General features: G+C 53.4%; 22 protein-coding genes, 1 tRNA gene and 1 other RNA gene. 5 read left to right on the top strand and 19 right to left on the bottom strand.

The features are described 5' to 3' along the window. The 6 genes from K9G39_RS01050 to ffs all read right to left on the bottom strand — a co-directional run. A partial coding sequence (locus K9G39_RS01050; RefSeq protein ID WP_292003073.1) for an ImmA/IrrE family metallo-endopeptidase occupies window positions 1-805 on the bottom strand: 805 nt, incomplete at its 3' end. A 286-nt stretch (window positions 806-1,091) separates the two neighbouring features. Then, window positions 1,092-1,973: a nucleotidyl transferase AbiEii/AbiGii toxin family protein gene (locus K9G39_RS01055; RefSeq protein WP_292003074.1), complete on the bottom strand. Its 882-nt coding sequence runs from the start codon at window positions 1,971-1,973 to the stop codon at window positions 1,092-1,094. Next, the gene (locus K9G39_RS01060; RefSeq protein ID WP_292003075.1) at window positions 1,936-2,955 is read right to left on the bottom strand and encodes a type IV toxin-antitoxin system AbiEi family antitoxin; all 1,020 of its coding nucleotides are present in this window, start codon (window positions 2,953-2,955) and stop codon (window positions 1,936-1,938) included. Before K9G39_RS01060 ends, K9G39_RS01055 begins: the two co-directional genes overlap by 38 nt. A gap of 170 nt (window positions 2,956-3,125) precedes the next feature. Continuing rightward, on the bottom strand, window positions 3,126-3,794 hold the full coding sequence (fsa, locus tag K9G39_RS01065; RefSeq protein WP_292003076.1) for a fructose-6-phosphate aldolase: 669 nt from the start codon (window positions 3,792-3,794) through the stop codon (window positions 3,126-3,128). A gap of 29 nt (window positions 3,795-3,823) precedes the next feature. Beyond that, window positions 3,824-4,873 (bottom strand): deoxyhypusine synthase, encoded by a 1,050-nt coding sequence (locus tag K9G39_RS01070; RefSeq protein ID WP_292003077.1) that lies wholly within the window; start codon window positions 4,871-4,873, stop codon window positions 3,824-3,826. Window positions 4,874-4,910: 37 nt separating this feature from the next. Beyond that, window positions 4,911-5,009, bottom strand: an RNA gene (gene ffs / locus K9G39_RS01075) — signal recognition particle sRNA small type. A 246-nt stretch (window positions 5,010-5,255) separates the two neighbouring features. On the opposite strand from ffs, the gene trpS reads away from it, so the two are divergent. From trpS to argS, 3 genes are read left to right on the top strand one after another with little or no spacing between them, the layout of a single operon-like run. Then, complete coding sequence (gene trpS / locus K9G39_RS01080; RefSeq protein WP_292003078.1) at window positions 5,256-6,278, top strand: tryptophan--tRNA ligase; 1,023 nt, start codon at window positions 5,256-5,258, stop codon at window positions 6,276-6,278. A gap of 49 nt (window positions 6,279-6,327) precedes the next feature. Then, window positions 6,328-7,029 carry a beta-phosphoglucomutase family hydrolase gene (locus K9G39_RS01085; protein WP_292003079.1) on the top strand — a complete coding sequence of 234 codons (702 nt, stop codon included), beginning with the start codon at window positions 6,328-6,330 and terminating at the stop codon, window positions 7,027-7,029. Window positions 7,030-7,038: 9 nt separating this feature from the next. Then, window positions 7,039-8,694 (top strand): arginine--tRNA ligase, encoded by a 1,656-nt coding sequence (gene argS / locus K9G39_RS01090; RefSeq protein ID WP_292003080.1) that lies wholly within the window; start codon window positions 7,039-7,041, stop codon window positions 8,692-8,694. A gap of 10 nt (window positions 8,695-8,704) precedes the next feature. Here the strand turns inward: argS and nadD are convergent, their stop codons facing one another. The 10 genes from nadD to K9G39_RS01140 form a co-directional block, all read right to left on the bottom strand. Then, a complete protein-coding gene (gene nadD / locus K9G39_RS01095; RefSeq protein WP_292003081.1) occupies window positions 8,705-9,295 on the bottom strand; it encodes a nicotinate (nicotinamide) nucleotide adenylyltransferase in 591 nt (196 codons plus the stop codon). Between the two features lie 10 nt (window positions 9,296-9,305). Further along, entirely contained in the window at window positions 9,306-10,202 is an 897-nt protein-coding gene (bamD, locus tag K9G39_RS01100) for an outer membrane protein assembly factor BamD (protein WP_292003082.1), read from the bottom strand. A 375-nt stretch (window positions 10,203-10,577) separates the two neighbouring features. After that, window positions 10,578-11,060 carry a hypothetical protein gene (locus K9G39_RS01105; RefSeq protein ID WP_292003083.1) on the bottom strand — a complete coding sequence of 161 codons (483 nt, stop codon included), beginning with the start codon at window positions 11,058-11,060 and terminating at the stop codon, window positions 10,578-10,580. Window positions 11,061-11,367: 307 nt separating this feature from the next. Then, window positions 11,368-11,440: transfer RNA gene (locus K9G39_RS01110), tRNA-Ala, on the bottom strand. 129 nt (window positions 11,441-11,569) lie between these two features. Continuing rightward, on the bottom strand, window positions 11,570-12,115 hold the full coding sequence (locus tag K9G39_RS01115; protein ID WP_292003084.1) for a F0F1 ATP synthase subunit delta: 546 nt from the start codon (window positions 12,113-12,115) through the stop codon (window positions 11,570-11,572). Between the two features lie 14 nt (window positions 12,116-12,129). Then, a complete protein-coding gene (locus tag K9G39_RS01120) occupies window positions 12,130-12,657 on the bottom strand; it encodes a F0F1 ATP synthase subunit B (RefSeq protein WP_292003085.1) in 528 nt (175 codons plus the stop codon). A 111-nt stretch (window positions 12,658-12,768) separates the two neighbouring features. Next, entirely contained in the window at window positions 12,769-12,990 is a 222-nt protein-coding gene (atpE, locus tag K9G39_RS01125) for an ATP synthase F0 subunit C (RefSeq protein WP_012467373.1), read from the bottom strand. Window positions 12,991-13,107: 117 nt separating this feature from the next. After that, window positions 13,108-14,139: a F0F1 ATP synthase subunit A gene (locus K9G39_RS01130; protein ID WP_292003086.1), complete on the bottom strand. Its 1,032-nt coding sequence runs from the start codon at window positions 14,137-14,139 to the stop codon at window positions 13,108-13,110. After that, window positions 14,136-14,522 carry a hypothetical protein gene (locus K9G39_RS01135; protein WP_292003087.1) on the bottom strand — a complete coding sequence of 129 codons (387 nt, stop codon included), beginning with the start codon at window positions 14,520-14,522 and terminating at the stop codon, window positions 14,136-14,138. Before K9G39_RS01135 ends, K9G39_RS01130 begins: the two co-directional genes overlap by 4 nt. A 36-nt stretch (window positions 14,523-14,558) precedes the next feature. Next, window positions 14,559-14,813 (bottom strand): AtpZ/AtpI family protein, encoded by a 255-nt coding sequence (locus K9G39_RS01140; RefSeq protein WP_292003088.1) that lies wholly within the window; start codon window positions 14,811-14,813, stop codon window positions 14,559-14,561. Window positions 14,814-14,994: 181 nt separating this feature from the next. Here K9G39_RS01140 and pgeF point away from each other — a divergent pair, with 181 nt between their 5' ends. Then, complete coding sequence (pgeF, locus tag K9G39_RS01145) at window positions 14,995-15,750, top strand: peptidoglycan editing factor PgeF (RefSeq protein ID WP_292003089.1); 756 nt, start codon at window positions 14,995-14,997, stop codon at window positions 15,748-15,750. On the opposite strand, the gene K9G39_RS01150 is transcribed toward pgeF, so the two are convergent. Then, entirely contained in the window at window positions 15,737-15,949 is a 213-nt protein-coding gene (locus K9G39_RS01150; RefSeq protein ID WP_292003090.1) for a hypothetical protein, read from the bottom strand. The two genes, pgeF and K9G39_RS01150, sit on opposite strands and share 14 nt — an antisense overlap. Before the next feature lie 192 nt (window positions 15,950-16,141). Here K9G39_RS01150 and bchU point away from each other — a divergent pair, with 192 nt between their 5' ends. After that, on the top strand, window positions 16,142-17,161 hold the full coding sequence (gene bchU / locus K9G39_RS01155) for a bacteriochlorophyllide d C-20 methyltransferase BchU (protein WP_292003091.1): 1,020 nt from the start codon (window positions 16,142-16,144) through the stop codon (window positions 17,159-17,161). Between the two features lie 94 nt (window positions 17,162-17,255). On the opposite strand, the gene K9G39_RS01160 is transcribed toward bchU, so the two are convergent. Continuing rightward, window positions 17,256-18,542 (bottom strand): acetyl-CoA hydrolase/transferase C-terminal domain-containing protein, encoded by a 1,287-nt coding sequence (locus tag K9G39_RS01160; protein WP_292003092.1) that lies wholly within the window; start codon window positions 18,540-18,542, stop codon window positions 17,256-17,258. A gap of 43 nt (window positions 18,543-18,585) precedes the next feature. Next, on the bottom strand, window positions 18,586-19,881 hold the full coding sequence (gene ftsZ / locus K9G39_RS01165; RefSeq protein ID WP_292003093.1) for a cell division protein FtsZ: 1,296 nt from the start codon (window positions 19,879-19,881) through the stop codon (window positions 18,586-18,588). Between the last annotated feature and the right edge of the window lie 44 nt (window positions 19,882-19,925).

The following is a 19,925-nucleotide window of genomic DNA, read 5'->3' on the forward strand; positions in this document are numbered from 1 at the left end:
GAACCTGCGGCCAGAATTCCGCAAGAACGGTAGAAGGGACAAGAAATTCTGCCGCTATGAGGTTGCAGGCCCGTTCGTTATCATTGTCTGCAGGCTGCAAATCCCGCAAATCGAAGGCTGCACTGACGCCAATCCAAATGTGGGCAAGCTCATGCGCAAGAGTGAACATTCGCGCAGCTTTTCCATCCACACCATTGAGGAACACAAGTGGAGCATAATCGTCAACGAGCACAAAACCGCGGAATTCCTGCGGATCGAGTTTCCGATGCGTGTTGTTCTCGACGATCCCGTTGGACATGACCAGGATACCGGCATTTTCGACTTTTCCAATCAACGCTCTCAAAGCCTCACCCCAGTTTGGCTGATTCGCTGCCCAGCTTTCGTCGATACCAAGAACAGCCCTGATATTTCGGGCAATTTCGGCAGGCTCAGTGTCAATCCGGCGGGAACCCACAAATGGCAGACGGTCATGCCCTTCAGCGATAAGATACTCTCTCATCCAGACCTGCCTGCGTTGCATTGCCTGGATGGTATCGATCAGTTCGGGACTTAACCCGGATCCGGATTCAGCCGAAACTGTCCGGAAATTGGCGACAGGCAGTTGCTCGACAGGAGGCTTCTGTAAAAGGAGATAGCCAAAAGGCACGGCAGCCGCTTTCGCAAAATCCTGCAATTGCCGGAAAGTCGGCAATGCATCCCCGTCCCGCCAGCCGGAAAGCTTCGGAAATTTCCGTTCCAGGCTTTCTCTTCGCCGGGAACGGTCTAACGCCCATTCAAGGACTTGTGCGTTAACAGCGACTTTCATTGTTCATTCATAGTGTGGTCGTCTTTATAATAACCGATTTAATGAACCAATGATATGAAGCGGAAAAAAGAAATCTCAGTCTGGCTGAACTTGCTGTAAAAATACAAAAATCCATACACAAAAAGCTATTTCATAGTTTATCGGCAGCCAACATCCGGGTAAAGATCGATGCTGTGACCACAGCATCAAAAAGCCTCAGTGATGATCAGCACTGATAAAAAAAGCCGGAGTTGCAGGGCATTCCGGCTTGAGAGAACTATGGGTGCCCGGAGCAGCTTCGTTTTCATCACGGACAATCCCTTGACCTTTCCTCCTTAATTCCCTGCAGAAGCTTTTTCAGGAGTTGCAGGGCAGCCTGAATGTTGTCACTCCGGAATGATACTCCCCTGACCATATCTGCGAGCATTCTCAAACTCCGGTCTTCGTCAGTTTCGCGTTCAAGAATCTCCTCGATCGTCCTTACGGTTTCCACTCTGCCCAACAGTGCAATCTCCCGACCGAGCAGCCGAACGGAAGCAAACCGTGGGTCAAACTCTTCCTCGGTAAGCAAGGGTATATGAAATTCGTACAATTTCGACAGAACATCCGTCGAACCATAGCTTTCAAGTATAAAGAGCAGATCGCTGGCATCCCGGTCGCGGCTCGGGTATGCATCGTTCCAGGATATGATCTTCATGATCGCCAGAGCCGGCACTGATGGCACAAGTATCCCCAGAGGCGGTTCCGTACTGAACTGCACCCTCAATGCTGATTGACAGGCCTCTTCAAACCCGAGCAAGCTCATGACCCGCTGGTGGTCAGGAGGCCAACTGATGCTCTTCGTCTGGCCGCTTATCACCCCGTATGGCACAATGTCTACAACTGCGGGAAACCTCCGTGCACTGAAGCGGTACGGTAATGTCGTCGGGTCCAGAAGATCTCGTTCGCTCATGGTGCCAGTCAGACGATGGAATTCTTCCCAGCTTGCCACCTCAACGCCGATATCGATATCTTCAGTTATTCGGGGAGCTGGAATCCTGTGGATATGTTCAAAAATCACGTCTCGAGCAAAAGCCCCAACCACAAAGAAACGTATGCCGAGTTCGTCGGCAACATCCTTGATACCCCTGAGAACAGCTATCCTTTCGGGGTCAATCCTGCCTGAAATATCGATCGAGATACTGTTCATAAATCAATGTTGCGGTTTCCATGGTTCGCTGATCGCCTGTCGCTGCAAGGTCGGCATAGATGATGACCGGATGCGCGACATCAGCTTCACCGAATCCATTCTCCGGAGGCCAGAACCGTTCGAGTATCTCTACGTTGCCATGAGGATCTTTTTTCAGCCTGTTGGCGACCACCAGCTCTGCCATGCGCATTCTGTCCGCATACAGCGTGAGCGTCCCCGGCTTAAGGTATCCGGTCAGTTTCGCTGCTGCAACCTCTCCTCCCCACTGGGCAAGGTCGGGATCAAGCCGGGCATCCTTCCACCACTCTCCATCACCCCTGAAGCGCCCGAGCAACAGTTTTGGCTTCAGGTAGTCGGGATACGCCGCGACCCAACGCTCAAAAAGCGTCTTCCTTTCCAGAAGCCGCTTCCCCTTTTTCCCCAAGTCGAGAACAAAGCCTCTCCGGATCATTTCGGTCATGGTGCCGTTTACCGTCCCCAGGGCGACGCCCGTCATCCCTGCAATCTTTCGATACGGCCAGTCAACCAGTTCCGGTCTGCACAGAAGAAGATAGACGATCTTCAGGCCGACCCCTTTGAAAAGACGAGCTGCGGTTGGTGCCGGTTCATCCTTTTCGGGCCTGTTGCCTTTGACGAAGATCAACAACGGAGGCTGATCGATGAATGCATTTCCGACCGTATCGATGAACTGAATGCCGACTTCGCGCAATCTTGCGGCTGCTTCGAAGGGGACATACCCTGTCGCCAGCAGGTGCGGATGCGGCATCTTGCCCTTTTTCATCAGAACCTGCGGCTCCTCCGCTTTGGCAAGCCGCTTCCTGACCTCGACACACCAGACGAACTCCTTTCCGTATATCTTTGCCTGAACAATGAAGTCGTATCCCCGGTCATATGGATCGTCTGCCTGTTCAAGCGCATATTCCACAGGAACAAGCGCCTGCAGGGCATCCATCGCCTTCCGCAGGACTTCAGTCTGGTTCACGGCAACCCGGTTATGTTCATTATTTTTTTTGTTCATTATTATTGAACATAAAGAATATATGAACAATAATCAACAGAAAATGCGGACAGACAGGCATCGCGAAACAGCAATAAAAAAAGCCGGAGATGCAGGGCATTCCGGCTTGAGAGAACTATGGGTGCCTGGAGCAGTTACTTCTTCATCACCGCCGCATCATCCATGAACTTTTTCAGCCCCGCGTCGGTGAGCGGGTGGTTGGCGAGCTGTTTGATGACGCTGTAGGGAAGGGTGACGATGTCGGCGCCCATCATGGCGGCGGTGACCACATGCTGCGGATGGCGCACGCTGGCCACGATCACCTCGGTCGGGTAGCCGTAGTTGTCGAATATGGTGACGATCTGCTCGACAAGCTCCATGCCGTCGGTGCTGATGTCGTCGAGCCGGCCCACGAAGGGGCTCACGTAGTCCGCGCCGGCCTTGGCGGCAAGCAGCGCCTGGTTCGGCGAGAATACCAGCGTGGCGTTGGTGCGGATGCCACAGGCGGAGAGGTGTTTGATGGCCTTCAGGCCGTCGATGGTGAGCGGGCATTTGACCACCACGTTCTCGTGGATCGCCGAGAGGTCCTCTCCCTGGGCGATCATCTCCTCGGCCTTGAGGCAGGTGACCTCGGCGCTGACCGGACCGTCGACGATGTCGCAGATGCGCCGGATGTGCGCCTTGAAGTCGCTGTAGGTGAAGTTCGACGGGTCGCCGACTATCTTCGCAATAAGCGACGGGTTGGTGGTGACGCCGTCCAGCACACCGAGTTCGGCGGCTGAACGGATTTCGTCGAGATTGGCGGTATCGATGAAGAATTTCATCAGGGCCCCCTTTACTTCGTTATGAGCGGTTATGCGCCGACGCTCTCTTTGTCGAGCATGGCGTTGAAGTTCTTTGCCGCACGCCCTTCCCAGTTGCGTTTGTGATAGGCGTAGCCTGCGATGAGCGGCATGGCGACGGTGGCTTCGGCAAACACCATCTGCTCGTAGACGGTATCGACCTTGCCCCATGAGCTGGCCTCTTTGAGGGTTGAGCCGGAAAGTGCGCCGTCGCGCTCGTCGGCAACGGTGATCTGCACGGCGTAGGTGTGCATGGAGACATCCTCGTAGCCCAGCACTTCGGCCGCCACCACGATGTCCTGCGTGAAGTTCTTCGGCACGCCGCCGCCGATCATGAATATGCCGGTCCTGTCGTTCTCGATCTTGACCTTTGTGAGTTCGCGGAAATCCTTCACGGAGTCGATGGCCACATGGTTATCGGGGTTGTGCCATTGGTGGTGCACCAGACCGAAGCCTGCCGAACAGTCGCTGAATGCCGGGCAGAAAATCGGTACGCCCTTTTCGTACGCTTTATAGACGATGGAGTTTTTGTCGAGGTTGTTCCGCTCGATATATTTTGCCATTTCGATGATGAACTCGCGCGAGGAGTATGCTCCGGGCTGCATGGAGTCGGCGATTTTGCCCGTGGTTTCGTCGCAGACGCGCAGATCGTCCTCGTCAATATAGGTGTCGTAGATGCGGTCCACGTGCAGGTCGCGCAGGATGGCGTCGTCGATGAACGGGGTGCCTTTGTAGTGTTTGAAGCCGAGCGCTTCGAAAAAGTCCTGATCGACGATGTTGGCGCCGGTGGAGACGATGGCGTCAACCATGTGGTTGTCGAGCATGTCGATGATGACCTGCTTCAGTCCGGCGCTGATGAGCGAACCGGCAAGCGTGAGAATGACGGCGCACTCCCTGTCCTGCTGCATGAGGTCGAGGATGGAGGCGGCACGGGCAAGGTTGCGGGCCTGAAAGGCGGTATCGGCCATCTGGTCTATAAGCGGTACTATATTGAGACTCTTGATATCGATATGCCTGACCGGCGCGTTGAGCAGTTCCTCTTTTCTGATCCCCGATTCCATAGTTGCCTTCCGTAGAGTTATAATTGTTCAAAAAAAAAGAGAGTAAGCTTACTATATCACACATTCGAATTGCCGGATGCTGCTTCCTTCCGGATCTGACATGGTTGGGCAACCGAATGTTGTATAGGACTTACTCTCTAAATATAGCTGTTTCAGAACTCTTTTTGTGTCAAGAAAACGAAACAAGTGGCTCAATATAGTGTAATGAAAACAAAAAACAAACAAAGGTCTTTTATCTTTCTTGCAACTGTTATAACTTCATAGGCACCCGGGCACCGTTGCAGTTCAAAGCGGTACCGGTTCACGATAACGGCAAACTACTGCGACAGCGCCGCAAGGGGCAGTTTTTTATCTACCAATACCGGCGGCGGACATCTTTTTTATGGGTACTCTTCGCATTTTAAGCGGGATGCGGCCAACCGGCAAACTGCACCTCGGACACTTCACCGGCGCACTTGAAAACTGGATTCACTACCAGAACCTGCTCGCAGAGGACGGTTCAAGAGTCTACGAAACCTGGTTTCTCATAGCGGATTACCACATCCTGACCACGTCGCTTGAAACTTCCGACGCATACCTGAACACCATCGAAATGCTGCTCGACTGGCTTGCCGCCGGCATCGATCCCGATAAAAGTCCCGTTTTCCGCCAGTCGCAGGTGAAGGAGCACGCCGAACTGTTCCTGCTTTTCGCCATGCTGATCACCTCCGCCCGGCTCGAACGCAATCCGACGCTGAAGGAGCAGGTGCGCGACCTGAACATGGAATCGCTGACCTACGGCCATCTCGGCTATCCGGTGCTGCAGGCGGCCGACATCCTGCTCTACAAGGGCAACGTGGTACCGGTAGGCGAAGACCAGATTCCTCACGTGGAAATAACCCGCGAGATCGCACGAAAATTCAACTTCCACTACCCGCATCCCGAACTCGGAGAGGTGTTCCCTGAACCGGAACCGAAAATCACCAAATTTTCGCGACTGGTGGGGCTCGACGGCAAGGCGAAGATGTCGAAGTCGCTCGGCAACACGATACTGCTGTCCGACCCGCCCGAAGAGGTCTTCAAAAAGGTCCGCAACGCGGTGACCGATACCCTGAAAGTCCGGAGAAACGATCCGGGACGTCCGGAAGTGTGCACCGTGTTCAGCTATCACCAGCGCTTCACCCCCGCGCCGGAGCTTGCGGAAATCGAAGCCGGCTGCCGTTCCGGCGCTCTGGGCTGTGTCGACTGCAAGAAACTCTGCGCAAGCGCCATATCGGCGGAGCTGGAGCCGCTGCTTGAGAAACGCCGCTACTATGAGGCCCACATAGATCTGGTAAAGGATATCCTGCTCGAAGGGGAGAAAAAAGCCAGAACCCGGGCATCGCAAACCATGCAGGAAGTCCGTGCCGCCATGGAGCTCGGCTGAACGAGACCCCCGCTTCCGGCATCAGCTAACAATCCGATCAAGAGACCCGATGACACTACCAGCAAGGAGACAGGCATTTATTTTCGACATGGACGGCGTTCTGACCGACAACATGCGCTTTCACGCCGAGTCATGGGTCGAACTGTTCCGTGACTTCGGTCTTGAAGGCCTCGACCCCGAGCGCTATCTCGTCGAAACCGCAGGCATGAAAGGAGCTGACGTACTCCGCTATTTTCTTGACCCCGACATAAGCGCTTCCGAGGCCGAGCGCCTGACGGAGCTGAAGGACTTTCTCTACCGGGTCAACTCCCGCGGCCGCATCGCGCCGGCGCCGGGACTGCTTCCGTTTCTTGAAAAAGCCAGTCAGGCGGGAATACGGCTCGGCGTGGGAACCGGCTCGGGAGCCAAAAACACGGCCTATGTGCTCGATCTTCTCGAGGCCTCACACTTTTTTCAGGCCGTGGTCGGTTCCCATCAGGTCAAAAACGGAAAACCCGCTCCCGACATCTTTCTCAGGGCAGCCGAACTGCTCGGAGCTGAACCGGCCGACTGCATCGTTTTCGAGGATGCCATGCCGGGCATAGAGGCCGCGGCAAGGGCCGGAATGAACTGCGTGGCCGTTACCACGACGAACGGCGCGGAGGCCTTCGCGCCCTGCAGCAACATAATTGCCGTCATCGACGATTTCCTGCAGGTGAATCCCGTCGCCCTGTTTGACCGGCTTCACGAATCCCGTACTGCAACCCTATAACCTATTGAGATGCAAGAGTTCCTTCTTCCTGCCATCAAGACCGCCATGCAGGCTGCAGCGATAACGACGGAAAAACCCGTTCAGCTTGAAAAGCCGGCCGATAAAAAAAACGGCGACTACTCCACCAACATTGCGCTCCTGCTCTCGAAGGAGTGCCGCAGAAATCCGAAAGATCTTGCTGCGGAGCTGATCGAACGCATGACCTTTCCGGAGGGTACCGTCGAAAAAATAACCGTTGCCGGCCCTGGATTCATCAACTTCTATCTGGAGCCCTCCTTCATCATGCAGTCGGTAGAGCATGTTCTCGTCGAAGGAAAGGGATACGGATCCTCATGCACCGGAAAGGGGCGGAACGCTATTGTCGAATATGTCAGCGCAAACCCGACCGGACCGCTCACCATCGGGAGGGGAAGAGGCGGAGTGCTGGGCGACTGCATAGCGAACCTGCTTGAAACCCAGGGGTATGCCGTTACCAGGGAGTACTATTTCAACGACGCCGGCCGTCAGATGCAGATTCTGGGCGAATCGGTACGATACCGCTATCTCGAACGGTGCGGAAAGGGCGGGAAGTTCCCCGATACGCACTACCAGGGTGACTATATCCGCGATATTGCTGAAACGCTCTTCGCAGAACACGGCTCCGCCCTCGTCGACAGCACTGATCTGGGGGTTTTCAAGGACAGCGCGGAAGCTATCATTTTCAGTTCGATCAGAAAAACCCTCGAACGGATCGATATCCGCCACGACTCGTTTTTCAACGAGCACACCCTCTACACCGTGAGGGAAAACGGAAAATCTGCCAATGACGAGGTGCTTGAGCTGCTCAACTCGAAAGGGTTCATAGGACGGTACGACGGGGCGACCTGGTTTCTTACGACAAAACTCGGACAGGAAAAAGACAAGGTTCTGGTAAAATCCTCAGGAGAACCAAGCTACCGCCTGCCGGATATCGCCTACCATCTCGACAAGTACCGCAGGAAATTCGATCTGATCGTCAACGTATTCGGCGCTGACCACATCGACGAGTATCCTGACGTTGTGGAGGCATTGCGCATCCTCGGTCACGATACCTCGAAAATGCGGGTCGCCATCAACCAGTTCGTCACCACCACGGTGAACGGCGAAACCGTGAAAATGTCCACCCGCAAAGGCAACGCCGACCTGCTCGACGAGCTGATCGACGATGTGGGCGCCGACGCCACGCGTCTGTTCTTCATCATGCGCGGCAAGGATTCCCATCTGAACTTCGACATCGAACTGGCCAAGAAACAGTCGAAGGACAACCCGGTATTCTACCTGCAGTACGCCCATGCGCGCATCTGCAGCCTCTTGAGGATGGCCGCCGAAGAAACCGGATTCAAGCCGGACGGAACCGGTCGGCACCTGATGCAGGAACTCACCTCGGAGCCTGAAGTCCAGCTCGGATTCGCTCTGCTCGATTACCCGGAAATGATCCGCTCTGCCGTCCGGCTTCTGGAACCTCAGAAAATGGTGGAATACCTGCACTCCATCGCGGAGCTCTACCATAAATTCTACCAGGAGTGTCCGATTCTGAAGGCGGAGCCTGAAATTTGCACAGCAAGGCTCTTCCTGTCGCTTGCAACCCGTCAGGTTCTGCAGAACGGCTTCAGGATTCTGGGTATATCGGCCCCGGAATCGATGTAATGATACCTGACTACGCGGTGCGGTAAAGACCGTGTTCTGCGATGTAATGCCTGATCGATGAGGGGAGGAGACCTGCGACCGGAAGACCTGCGACAACAGCCTGGCGGACTATGGTGGACGAAATCGGACAGTCGAAATCGATGAAGCGGATAGAATCCGGTGGGAAAACCTCCGGAGGAAGGGGCTCCTGTGCTGAACTTCTTCTGAATACTGCTACCCGGCAGAGCGAAAAGAGAGTCTGCCATGACTTCCATGAGGTGATTTCACGGAAGCTGTCTTCTCCGATCAGGAGAGTCAGCGAATCGAGCGGGTAAACCGAGCGAACATATCGGATAAGATCGATCGTAAATGAAGGCTGCCTTTTCTCCAGCTCCCAGCCGCTTACCTCTGCGGAAATACCCACACGACTCAGCTCGCCGGCGAGCAGCTGTGCCATTCCTTTCCGGTGCACGTCGGCGGCCAGGTATCGTCCCTTGAAGGGATTGTTGGAAACTGAAATAATCAGACGATCCACCCTGAGCAGCTCCGAGGCAAAAAGGCAGAGCGCCAGATGTCCGTTATGCGGAGGGTCAAACGAGCCTCCGTAGAGAGCCAGGTGCACCCTGAAAGTCTCAGCTGTTGCTGAAATTCTTCATGATCTCGTCGCGGGTCCCCTGCATCTGGTCGGCTTTATCCGGATAGAGCTGCAGATAGCGGTCGAGCGCCTGACCGGCATCAAACCATTTCTTTCTTTTGACCAGTACATCGATTCTGCCTTTCCACGCCTGTTCGAGGTAGATGGTATCGGGATAGCGCCTGATGACTTCGTCAAAATAAATACCTGCAGCCTTGTACTTCTTCAGCTGGATATACTGCCTGCCAATGTAGTAGGAATTTTTGGCAAGTTTTTCACGAAGAGTGGCAATGGTTTTTTCTGCATAGGCCTGCGACTGTCCGCTTTCGAGTTCAGCCTGCGCCACAGCGTACCGTTCACGGTAGGCCTCGTTGGAAGGGTTGACTTTCACCATCTCCCGATACATATCGACATCGGCAGCAATCTGTGCGGAATCCCTTCCCGGATAGAGATCCAGATAAATGGCAAACTGTTGAATGGCTTTCAGGGTATGCTCGTGATCGAGCTCAAAATGAGTGGAGAGTTGTTCATGCGATTGCGCAAGCTGAAACTGCGCCTGGCGGGCATACGCCGAAGAGGGCACCTGCTGCAGGAGACGGGTGAACATATCGACGGCAAGCAGATACTGCTTTGATTTATAATAGGACTGTCCGAGCAGAAACAGGATATCGTCTTCGAGTGCCGTTGCGCGGGAGGTGAAAATTACCGGTTCGAGCGCCAGAGCGGCATCTTCGTAATCTTCCTTGCCGTAGTAGCCGAGGGCCTTTTCATAACTGCCTTCAACGGCAGCGGACGAATCGAGCGACACCTTCGAAGAAGAGCAGGCAGAGAACAGAAGTGCAGAGACCGGAACTATCATCAGGGCTGAACGCAGGGTCAATCTGGGACGAAACATAGTTACTCCGTTAGGCCATAGGGTTTGAATTAAACAGCATAATACAAAATAAACAGAAAACAGGAAGTGCCTGTACAGGAAAGTACCCGAACATGAATTTACAACCTGCCTGCCTGATTATCAATCCGCAGCATCATTTTTCGGTAATTCCTTCAAATGCAGCACCTTGCAGATACCTGGGCGCACAGAAAATCCCGATAGTCCCTGCCTCGTGAAAATCGTAAATCGCCCGGCAATACCCCATAACAGGAGATGCGGAAAAAAGGAAAAACAAAGCGGAGTGGTGAATGCCGGGGAAGCTGGAATTGCACAGAAAAAAACGGCTATCTGCAGGAGCCGCGATAGTCGCGGCGCCTGCAGACAGAAAAACAGCTGTCAGAAGGTAAAAAGCTTGATGCCTTCAGCTCGAAGTTTCTGGGCGACAACCGGAGGTTTGGCAACACTCACTCCCTTGACGAGATCCGCTTCCGTTTTACCCTTGTTCGGCAGATAGAGCGGGCAGACTTCGACCGGTACTCCTTTGGCCATAAGATCGCCAAGCAGCATTTGAGGGGATTTGTTCTGCGGCTTCATCATAACCTCCCGGCTTTTCTGCAGCGCCAGGTCACCGGCAGGGCCGCACAGCAGAATCTGAACGCTTTTCCCCTGAAGTACGGTTTGAGTTGAAAGCACCAGCGCCATCATCTGGGTCATCGGATCGGAATCCGTGATTACAACGAAAAGGCCTTTCGTATTATCTACGACGGCCCCGGACTTTGAGTCTTTTGTGGCAGCAGGCTCCATGGCGCCCAGAGAAAGAGGGAAAAGAAATGCCGCAAGCAGTGCTAAGGCGGTAAGGTTTTTTTTCATGTGTTTCATAGAATCATCTCCTGAACGTTTTTTCTTGATCGTATTATAAAAATCCGGCATCTTGCCGGATGCGGTATAGCATTATTGCATACATGCCGTTGAATATAGCTCCGAATTACCGGGCAGGCAATGCTTAACAATTATTACGCGAATTTTTCCACAAAAAAAACCCGCAGAGGGGACAAACAGAGCCCTGCGACTCACGCTTGCGTTGTAAGATAGAAAAGGGCAGAGTGAAGGCGATACCGGGAAGAGGGGCGGACTTCGGAGAGACAAAACCCAATCGGGAGGAGGAAAACTTCGGGAACAACCGCTGTGGAGCTTAGGGGAGTCGAACCCCTGACCTTCTCATTGCGAACGAGACGCTCTACCAACTGAGCTAAAGCCCCTTTCCGGAAGCATGCAGGGAACTCCCTGCAGCTGAAAGGAATATCAAAAAAAAATACGGACAAAAAAATAGCCTGCAGTGCGTACAGGCTATTTTTCATGTTTTGGTGCAGTACACCTCTCCGGCTGGCTTACATTTTGCCGGACATCAGTGACTGTTTCATCATCTGAAGCTGATGACTGACGCTGCCGTCAACGATAGTGTCCCCGATCTTTACCGTAACGCCGCCGAGAAGGTTCTCCTGAAGCGACATTTTCGCCCGGACTTTTTTGCCGGTATAGGAGGCAAGCTTGTTTACCAGCTCTTTGGCCTGATCATCGCTCAGCTTCACGGCGCTTTTGACATCGACGTTTATGACCCCGTTTCGCTCGTCAAGCAACTTGTGAAATTCGTTGACGATCTCGGGAATCTGACCGGCTCTTTTCTTCTGAGCAAGAAGCATGAGAAAAATCATCACTTTTTCACCGGCGCTTTCACTGAAAATCGCCTCGAGAATATGCTTTTTCTTGTCTGCGTTGATCAGTGGGCTTCGAAGGGCATGAGCCAGATCACGGGAGTGATCGAGCGTTTCCTTTATGTTGTTGAGTGCCTCGGTTGCCTCTTCAAGAAACTGACCCTCTTCTGCTGCGGAAAGGAGCGCTGATGCATACCGCCTGCTTGCAATTACACTTGACATTTCGTGCGGAATTTTCAGTTACGTTTTGAGGAAAGATCCTGAATCATGCTGTCAACAATTTTTTTCTGCATGTCTGCATCGAGGCTGGATTTGATGATTTTCTCCGCACCCATGACCGCAAGATCTGCAACCTCGTTTCTCAGAACGTCAAGAGCACGAAGCTTCTCCTGCTCGATCTCCTCTTTGGCAGAGGTAATCATTTTTTTCGCTTCCTCGTGCGCTTTTTCCGTCATTTCGGAGCGAAGCTTTTCTCCGTATTCCTTGCCTTCACGAATGATCCGCTCGGCTTCGGCATCGGCTTTTGCCAGCGTCTCCCTGTTTTTGCGAAGTATCGATTCAGCTTCATCCTTTGCATTGTGAGCACGGTCGATTGCCGACTGAATTCCTTTCTCCCTCTCTTCCAGCGCAGTGATGATTGGCCCCCATGCAAGCTTTTTCAGAATAAGCAGGACGAGAACGAAGGTTACCGCAGTCCAGAAAATAAGTCCGGGGTTCGGGCTTAAAAGACCGCCGCTGAGAAGTATGATTCCCGACGTAAGCATGAACACTGTTCCTTTAACGGGTTGAATTAAATATCCGACTGCGGCCCGCCCGGAAAGAAGCAGCCGCAATCGGGATATGTTCTGATTAAAGCCTAAGACATGAATTCCCGCTTACTTGAGAGCAAGCAGAACGCAGATAACCTCACCGAACAGAGCAACACCTTCGATAAGGGCCGCCGCGATAATCATTGTTGTACGGATCTCTGAAGTTGCTTCCGGCTGACGGGCAGTACCCTCTGCAGCTGAAGCGGCAATGTTACCGATACCAAGACCTGCACCGATGACAGCAAGACCTGCGCCGATACCGGCACCTAAGAATCCCAAACCTTCCATCTTGTAATTACCTCCGTTTATTTGTTGTATGTTTTGCGAGTAAATTATGAGCAGTGTAAAAAATTTCCAATCTGCCGGAGAGTTCCCTTCAAAACAGTATCCCCGACCTGTTTCCGGTCAGTGATGCGCTACTCCCGCTTCATGCTCGTCATGTCCATCGTGTGCCGTGGCAAGGCCTATGAACAGGGCAGAAAGCATGGTAAAAATGAACGCCTGAAGAAATGCGACAAAGATTTCCAGCAGGTAGATGAATATAGAAAACGGAACCGATACGGCAACAGCCACAATATAGCTTTTCAGGATGAAGCTGATGAAAATAAGGCTGAGGATGACGATATGACCGGCGGTCATGTTTGCGAACAGTCGAACGGTAAGAGCAAACGGCTTGGTGAAAAGTCCGATAATTTCGATAGGAATCATGATAATCCAGAGCGACCAGTGCGTTCCTGCGGTAAGATGGGCGGCGTAGCCCTTAAGGCCGTGCGCCTTGAGTGATGCCACCTGGGTAATGAAGAAGGTGAAGACCGCAAGCGTAAGCGTAACGTTGACATTTCCTGTCGCTGTGGCTCCATAAGGCACCAGACCGAGAACGTTGCAGAGCAGAATGAAGAAAAATACGGTAAGCAGATAGGGCAGATGTTTTTCGTAGCCGGGGCCGATGTTCGACTTCGCCACATCGAGGCGGATGAAATCAACAAGCGCTTCCATGGCATTGGCCAGACCTTTCGGAGCATCCTTCGAGGTCATCTTTGCATACTGGCTTCCGACAGCGCCGAAGACGATCAGGACGAGAGCGGCAGCCAGCCACATCATGACGACATGCTTGGTGATCGAAATATCGAAACCTCCGACAACGATTTTCGGCAGCTCCACCTCTCCGAACGGCTCGAAAGCGAATACGTTGCTGTCGAGAATATGATGCATGATCACATCGCCCGGCTTCTCACTGTGGCCAGCCTCGGCTCCGTGAGCGGCAGCTTCGGTGTGCGCACCGGCTGCTTCAGCGGTCACCGCCGCACTGTCGTGCATAGCGGAACCGACCTCTGCAGGAGCGGCTGACGAGGGTACGCCGGCACTCATCAGAAGCGGTACGGCAAGTGCGAGAACTTTAAGAAACGCTTTGGCCTGTTTAACGATTACCGGTTTCATGCAACGTTCTTTTTCTGTTTGTTTTTCTTTTGATAGCCGAGAATTTCAACAATGACATAGATGCAGTAAAAAGCAAAAAACGACAGCACAAAATCATAGACCGCCACGAAATCTCTCGCTATGATCAGCGCAACCAGAACCATGAGCAGAAGGAGGCGGATTGCCAACCCTCCGAAAACGACCTTGGTGAATACAATCGATTCTCTGTCAAACGCATAGTCGAAAAGCACATAACCGGCAAGGGCATTGGCTGCCACCATGACCCAAGCAAGAAAGACTGCATGCAGATCGATACTTCCCGGTTCGATGCCCCAGTAGATAACCGCCCATAAAATGACGGACAAGATACATAACTTTATAAGAAAATCAAATAATGGTTTCATCCTCTTCTATCGCTTCTTTGGTTTAAAAAATACCCTCTATCCCTTTTTTTTCCTGTTCGCTATCCGAAGCGTTTTCATGAGAACGAGCACCATGCCCGCCATCCCCATAAAGACCCCGGCAAGCAGCAGCAGGGGAGATGTCCCCAGCTTTTCATCTGCCCAGTAACCGGCAAGCACAAAAAAAACAAAACTTGCGGCAATCTGAACGCCAAGTCCCATATACTCGGAGAGCGCCCTGAGCGATCGCCCGAAAGAGTCCTGGTAGCGCTCATCCTCCGGCTGTTGTTTCATAACCCCCCTCTTTCCGTTATGTTCGGACTGCAAAGACTCATGACTCATGAAGCGGTTTTGGAAAAAACGCTTCACGAAAAGCTCCTGCTTTCGAAAAAGCTGTTATTTTGACTTTGGCCGGGAGCGGACGGGCACCACGGCATAATAACGTTTTATCGGTATTCATGAAAAATAACCGGCCATGCAACCCGAATACATTGTCCCCGGAATATTCAGCGGCATCGACGATCTTGTCGCCCTGCAGACAACAAGGAAAGGCGGCGTCAGTCCGCCCCCTTTCGGAAGCCTCAATCTCGGAAGAAACACCGAAGACAGCATGGAGAACGTCAGGGAAAACACTGCCGCTTTATGCCGGGCGCTGCAGATAGCGCCTGAACGGCTTGCCGGTTCCGATCAGGTTCACGGCACCGGGGTGCTTCACGCACGGCGCCCCGGCTGCTACCGGGGCTACGATGCCCTTGTCACCGCAAGCCGCGACGTCTATCTCTGCATTTTCACCGCCGACTGCTTCCCGGTGCTGCTCTGCGATCCGGAAAACCGGGCAGTGGCGGCTATCCATGCCGGATGGAAAGGCACTGCGGGAGCGATTGTCGCGAAAACCATCGAACTCATGCAGCAGCAGTTCCATTCGAATCCAGGAAATCTCTTTGCATGGATAGGCACCGGAATTTCACAGCCCTCCTATGAGGTCGATATGGCCGTTGCCGCACAATTCCCTTCCGCTCACCACATTCCGGCTGCGCATGAGAAAAAAAAGGCGCTTCTCGATCTCGGCGGAGCCAACAGGACCCAACTGCTCGGTGCCGGAGTGCCGGAGCGGCAGATAGAGTCCTCGCCATTCTGCGCATCAGGCGACAGCGAGCTGTTTTATTCCTACCGCCGCGACGCAGGCAGGACAGGACGCATGGCAAGCATTATCGGGCTCAGGCCCCGCTGATGGACTTCGGGTCAAGCGCGATCAGCACCGTTCCGATTTTTTTCTCGAGTTCACGTACCCTGGAAAGCTCAGCTTCGGAAAGGTTTGCGGCGACTACGTCGTAACGGGAAAAAGAGAGCAGCGTTTTGCCCAGGTCAGCTTCAAGCTTGCGTACTTCGGCAATCTGGGCGTCAGTGAGTTTTGAAAGACTTGAAAGCATCTGAAACCTCCTTTGTTTTACGGTAACAGCATGGCCTTGCCAGAAACGCCTCACCTTTCAATTATAACATAATGAGATGATTCCTTTGAGTTGTTTCGTAAGTCAATTTGGGGTAAATTAAAGTTTAAGGTAAAATAATACCTGCCTTTCCGTGCCTCTCAATTTCTTAAACTCTTTAGCCTCACCTGTACCATGAACGACAATGAGTTACTGAAGCAAAACCACAGGGCAAACGAACTTATTTTCAAAGGGCTTGTGGAATTCGGCTGTTTCAAGGCAGCTCTTGAACTTGACCTCTTTACGCAACTCGGCGATGAGGCAAAAGATACCGGAACTCTTGCCGCTGCTACAGGCACCGTTCCTCCCAGGCTCGGCATGCTGCTCGAAGCTCTCCGCCAGATGGGCGTGACAAACGAGGAAAACGGAAAATGGAGCCTTACGGCGTTCGCACGGGCCATGTTTGTTCCTGATGCTTCTCAGCCGAACCTGTATATGGTTCCGGTGGCAAAAGCCATGGCTCACCTTTCCGACACCTTCTATCTGAAACTGGCCGATGCAGTGAAAGGGCAGCTCAACTTCAAGGGAGAAGTGCCCTATCCGCCGGTTACCCGCGAAGACAACTGGTATTTCGAAGATATCCACCGCAGCAATGCGCACTTCGCAATCAAGCTGCTGCTCGAAGAAGCCGACCTGTCGGCGGCAAAGACCCTGGTCGATGTGGGTGGCGGTATCGGAGACATTTCCGCAGCACTGCTGAAAAAATTCACCCAGCTGCAGTCGACGATTCTCAACCTCCCCGGCGCCATAGAGCTGGTCAATGAAAATGCCGCCGAAAAAGGTGTCGATGGCCGCCTCAGAGGTGCCGCTGTCGATATCTACAAGGACACTTATCCGGAGGCCGACGCAGTCATGTTCTGCAGGATACTCTACTCGGCCAACGAACAGCTGACCGACATGATGTGCAGAAAAGCCTATGCGGCACTTCCAGCAGGCGGCAAGCTGCTTGTTCTCGACATGATTATCGACGACAAGGAAAATCCGAACTTCGATTATCTGAGCCACTACATACTTGGCGCCGGGATGCCGTTCTCGGTTCTGGGATTCAAACCGCAGGACGCCTACAAGGAGATACTTGAAAACATCGGATTCAGCGACGTGAGAATCGTCAGAAGATACGACCACCTGCTTTGCGAAGCGGTAAAGCCGGCCTGAGAAGCTCCCGACACAGGGAGCGATAACAATAAAAAAGGGTTCGTCGTCGAAAGACGGCGAACCCTTTTTTGTTTCAGATACAACGAGGAATCTCTCAGCAGAAGCTTTTCGGACCATAAAGATCACGTGCACTGCGGCATATATCCTCGCGGAAATCCGGATGCGCTATGCTTGCCAGTGCTTCCGCCCTCTGGCGAAGATTCTTGCCGTGCAGGTTGACAATGCCGAACTCGGTGACCACATAGTGAACGTGCGCCCTCGTGGTGACGACGCCGGCCCCCGGCTTGAGATGCGCAACGATCCTGGAGCTTCCGTTTCTTGTGGTCGAAGGAATTGCAATAATCGGCTTGCCCCCTTCCGAAAGGGCCGCTCCCCTGATGAAATCCATCTGTCCGCCAACTCCTGAAAAGTATTTCTGCCCGATCGAATCGGCGCAGACCTGCCCGCTCATGTCGATTTCGATGGCGCTGTTGATAGCCGTCACTTTGGGGTTCTTGCGGATCTCCCGGGTATCGTTGACATAATCGGAAGGCAGCATCTCCACAAGAGGATTGTCGTCGACAAAATCGAACAGACGGCGGGTACCCACCAGAAAACTGGCTACGACAATCTCCTTGTGCGTTCTTTTTTTCCTTCCGGTAATGACCCCTTTTTCTATGAGCTCGACAACGCCGTCGGAGAACATTTCGGTATGAATTCCAAGATCACGGTGAGAGCCCAGCGCGGCGAGCGTCGCGTCGGGAATAGCGCCGATACCCATCTGAAGGGTTGCCCCGTCTTCCACAATAGAGGCAATATTGCGACCGATGCACTGCTCGACAACCGTCAGCTCGTGCCGCGGAGTTTCGGGAAGCGGATCGTCGACTGCGACCATGGCGTGAATCTTGCTGACGTGGAGCATCCCCTCTCCATGCGTCCGCGGCATCGCGGGGTTGACCTGGGCGATGACATGACGGGCGGTATGAACCGCGGCAAGCGAAGCGTCGACGGAAACGCCGAGCGAACAGTAGCCGTGCCTGTCGGGAGGGGAGACATGAACCAGGGCCACATCGAGGGGAAGAATCCTGTTATGGAACATCGAAGGGACATCGCTGAGAAAAATCGGCATGGCGTCACCGAGTCCCTCCTGCACGGCATGACGCACATTTTTTCCGACGAAAAAGGCATTGAGCCTGAAACTGTCCTGATACTCCGGTCTTGCATAGAGAGCATCGCCCTCGGTATGAAGGCTCACAATCTCAACGGCTCTCAACTCCTCTGCCCGCGCCACCATTGCCTCTATCAGCCGCTGCGGAGTTGCTGCCGCTGTATGAAGAAAAACCCTGTCTCCTGAACGTATAATTGCAACCGCATCTTCCGCTGAAAGCATCCGAAAACCCATCTTTCTCCTTTTTTTAATAATGTAATACTGGTCTGATGAACCATCAGACCCCGTTGTTTTTGCGGCGAAGATAGGCAGGCAGATCGGGAAGCCCTTTCTGTATCTGATCCTCCGCTTCATCCGCAACGCCCTGAGCGTGGCTGCCGCTCTCGGAGTCAGGTGCAGGGCGATTTTTCATGCCGATCTCGAGAGGATCATGTATGGAAATCTGGCGCCGGATATAGGTGGGGATTTTCAAATCCTCCTCCTGCCGCTCAGGAAGTCCCGTAACAACCGATCGAAGTGCGGGGGAAACAGGCCCCTGACGATGGTCCCTGATTCTCGATACAGGAGGCAGCCCCTTCCCGGACTCCCCGGCTCCGGCGGCGTCCTTTCGTTTGAAACCGGTAACAATGACCGTCACCCTTATCTCACCCGAAATCTGGGGCTCATCGACATAACCGTTGATGATTTTCGCTTCGCTGCCGACCTGCTCCTCGATATAGTTCATGGCGTCGGTCATATCCCGCATGGTGACTTCTCCGGTAATATTGACCAGAACCCCTTTGGCTCCCCTGACCGAAACCCCGTCGAGCAGCGGACTGTTGAGCGCATCGGAAGCAGCCTTCAGGGCCCGCCGCTCGCCGGCAGCCGCAGCCGAACCCATTACGGCATCTCCGGCTCCCGACATGATACTCTTGACATCGGCAAAGTCCACATTGACATGGCCGTGACGGGTAATGATATCTGCAATTCCCTTTGCTGCACGATAGAGCACGTCATTTGCCATGTTGAAGGCTTCCGTCGCGCTTACCCCCTCTTCAGCAATACTGAGAATGGTTTCGTTTTCGACGACAATAAGAGTGTCGATGAATTTGCGAAGCTCGTTGATTCCCCCGTCGGCAATACGAGCCTTGACCTGCCCCTCGAAATTGAACGGCCTGGTCACCACTCCTATGGTGAGAATACCCATGTTCCTTGCGATCGAAGCGATAACCGGAGCGGCACCGGTTCCGGTACCTTTTCCCATGCCTGCGGCAATGAATACCAGATCGGCACCCTTCAGCTGGGCGGCAATGATATCCCTGTCGTCTTCGGCGGCCTGGCGGCCTTTTGAAGGATCGGCGCCCGCACCGAGCCCGTTGGTGGCTTTCTTGCCGATCTGCACCCGTATCGGCGCCTGTGAATTCAGGAGCGCCTGCCGGTCGGTGTTGAAAACGATATATTCAGCGCCGCTGATCTTCCTGTCGATCATGTTGTTGACGGCATTGCCGCCGCAACCGCCTACACCCACGATCCTGATGGTAACCCCTTTTCCCTGATCACTGTCGAAGAGTCCCGGGTCAAGTTCAAATGCCATTGTTTTCTTCCCAAAAGTTTAATCAGGCGCCTGAAAATGCGCCA

This window comes from Chlorobium sp., assembly GCF_021740465.1.
Taxonomy (GTDB): Bacteria; Bacteroidota; Chlorobiia; order Chlorobiales; family Chlorobiaceae; genus Chlorobium.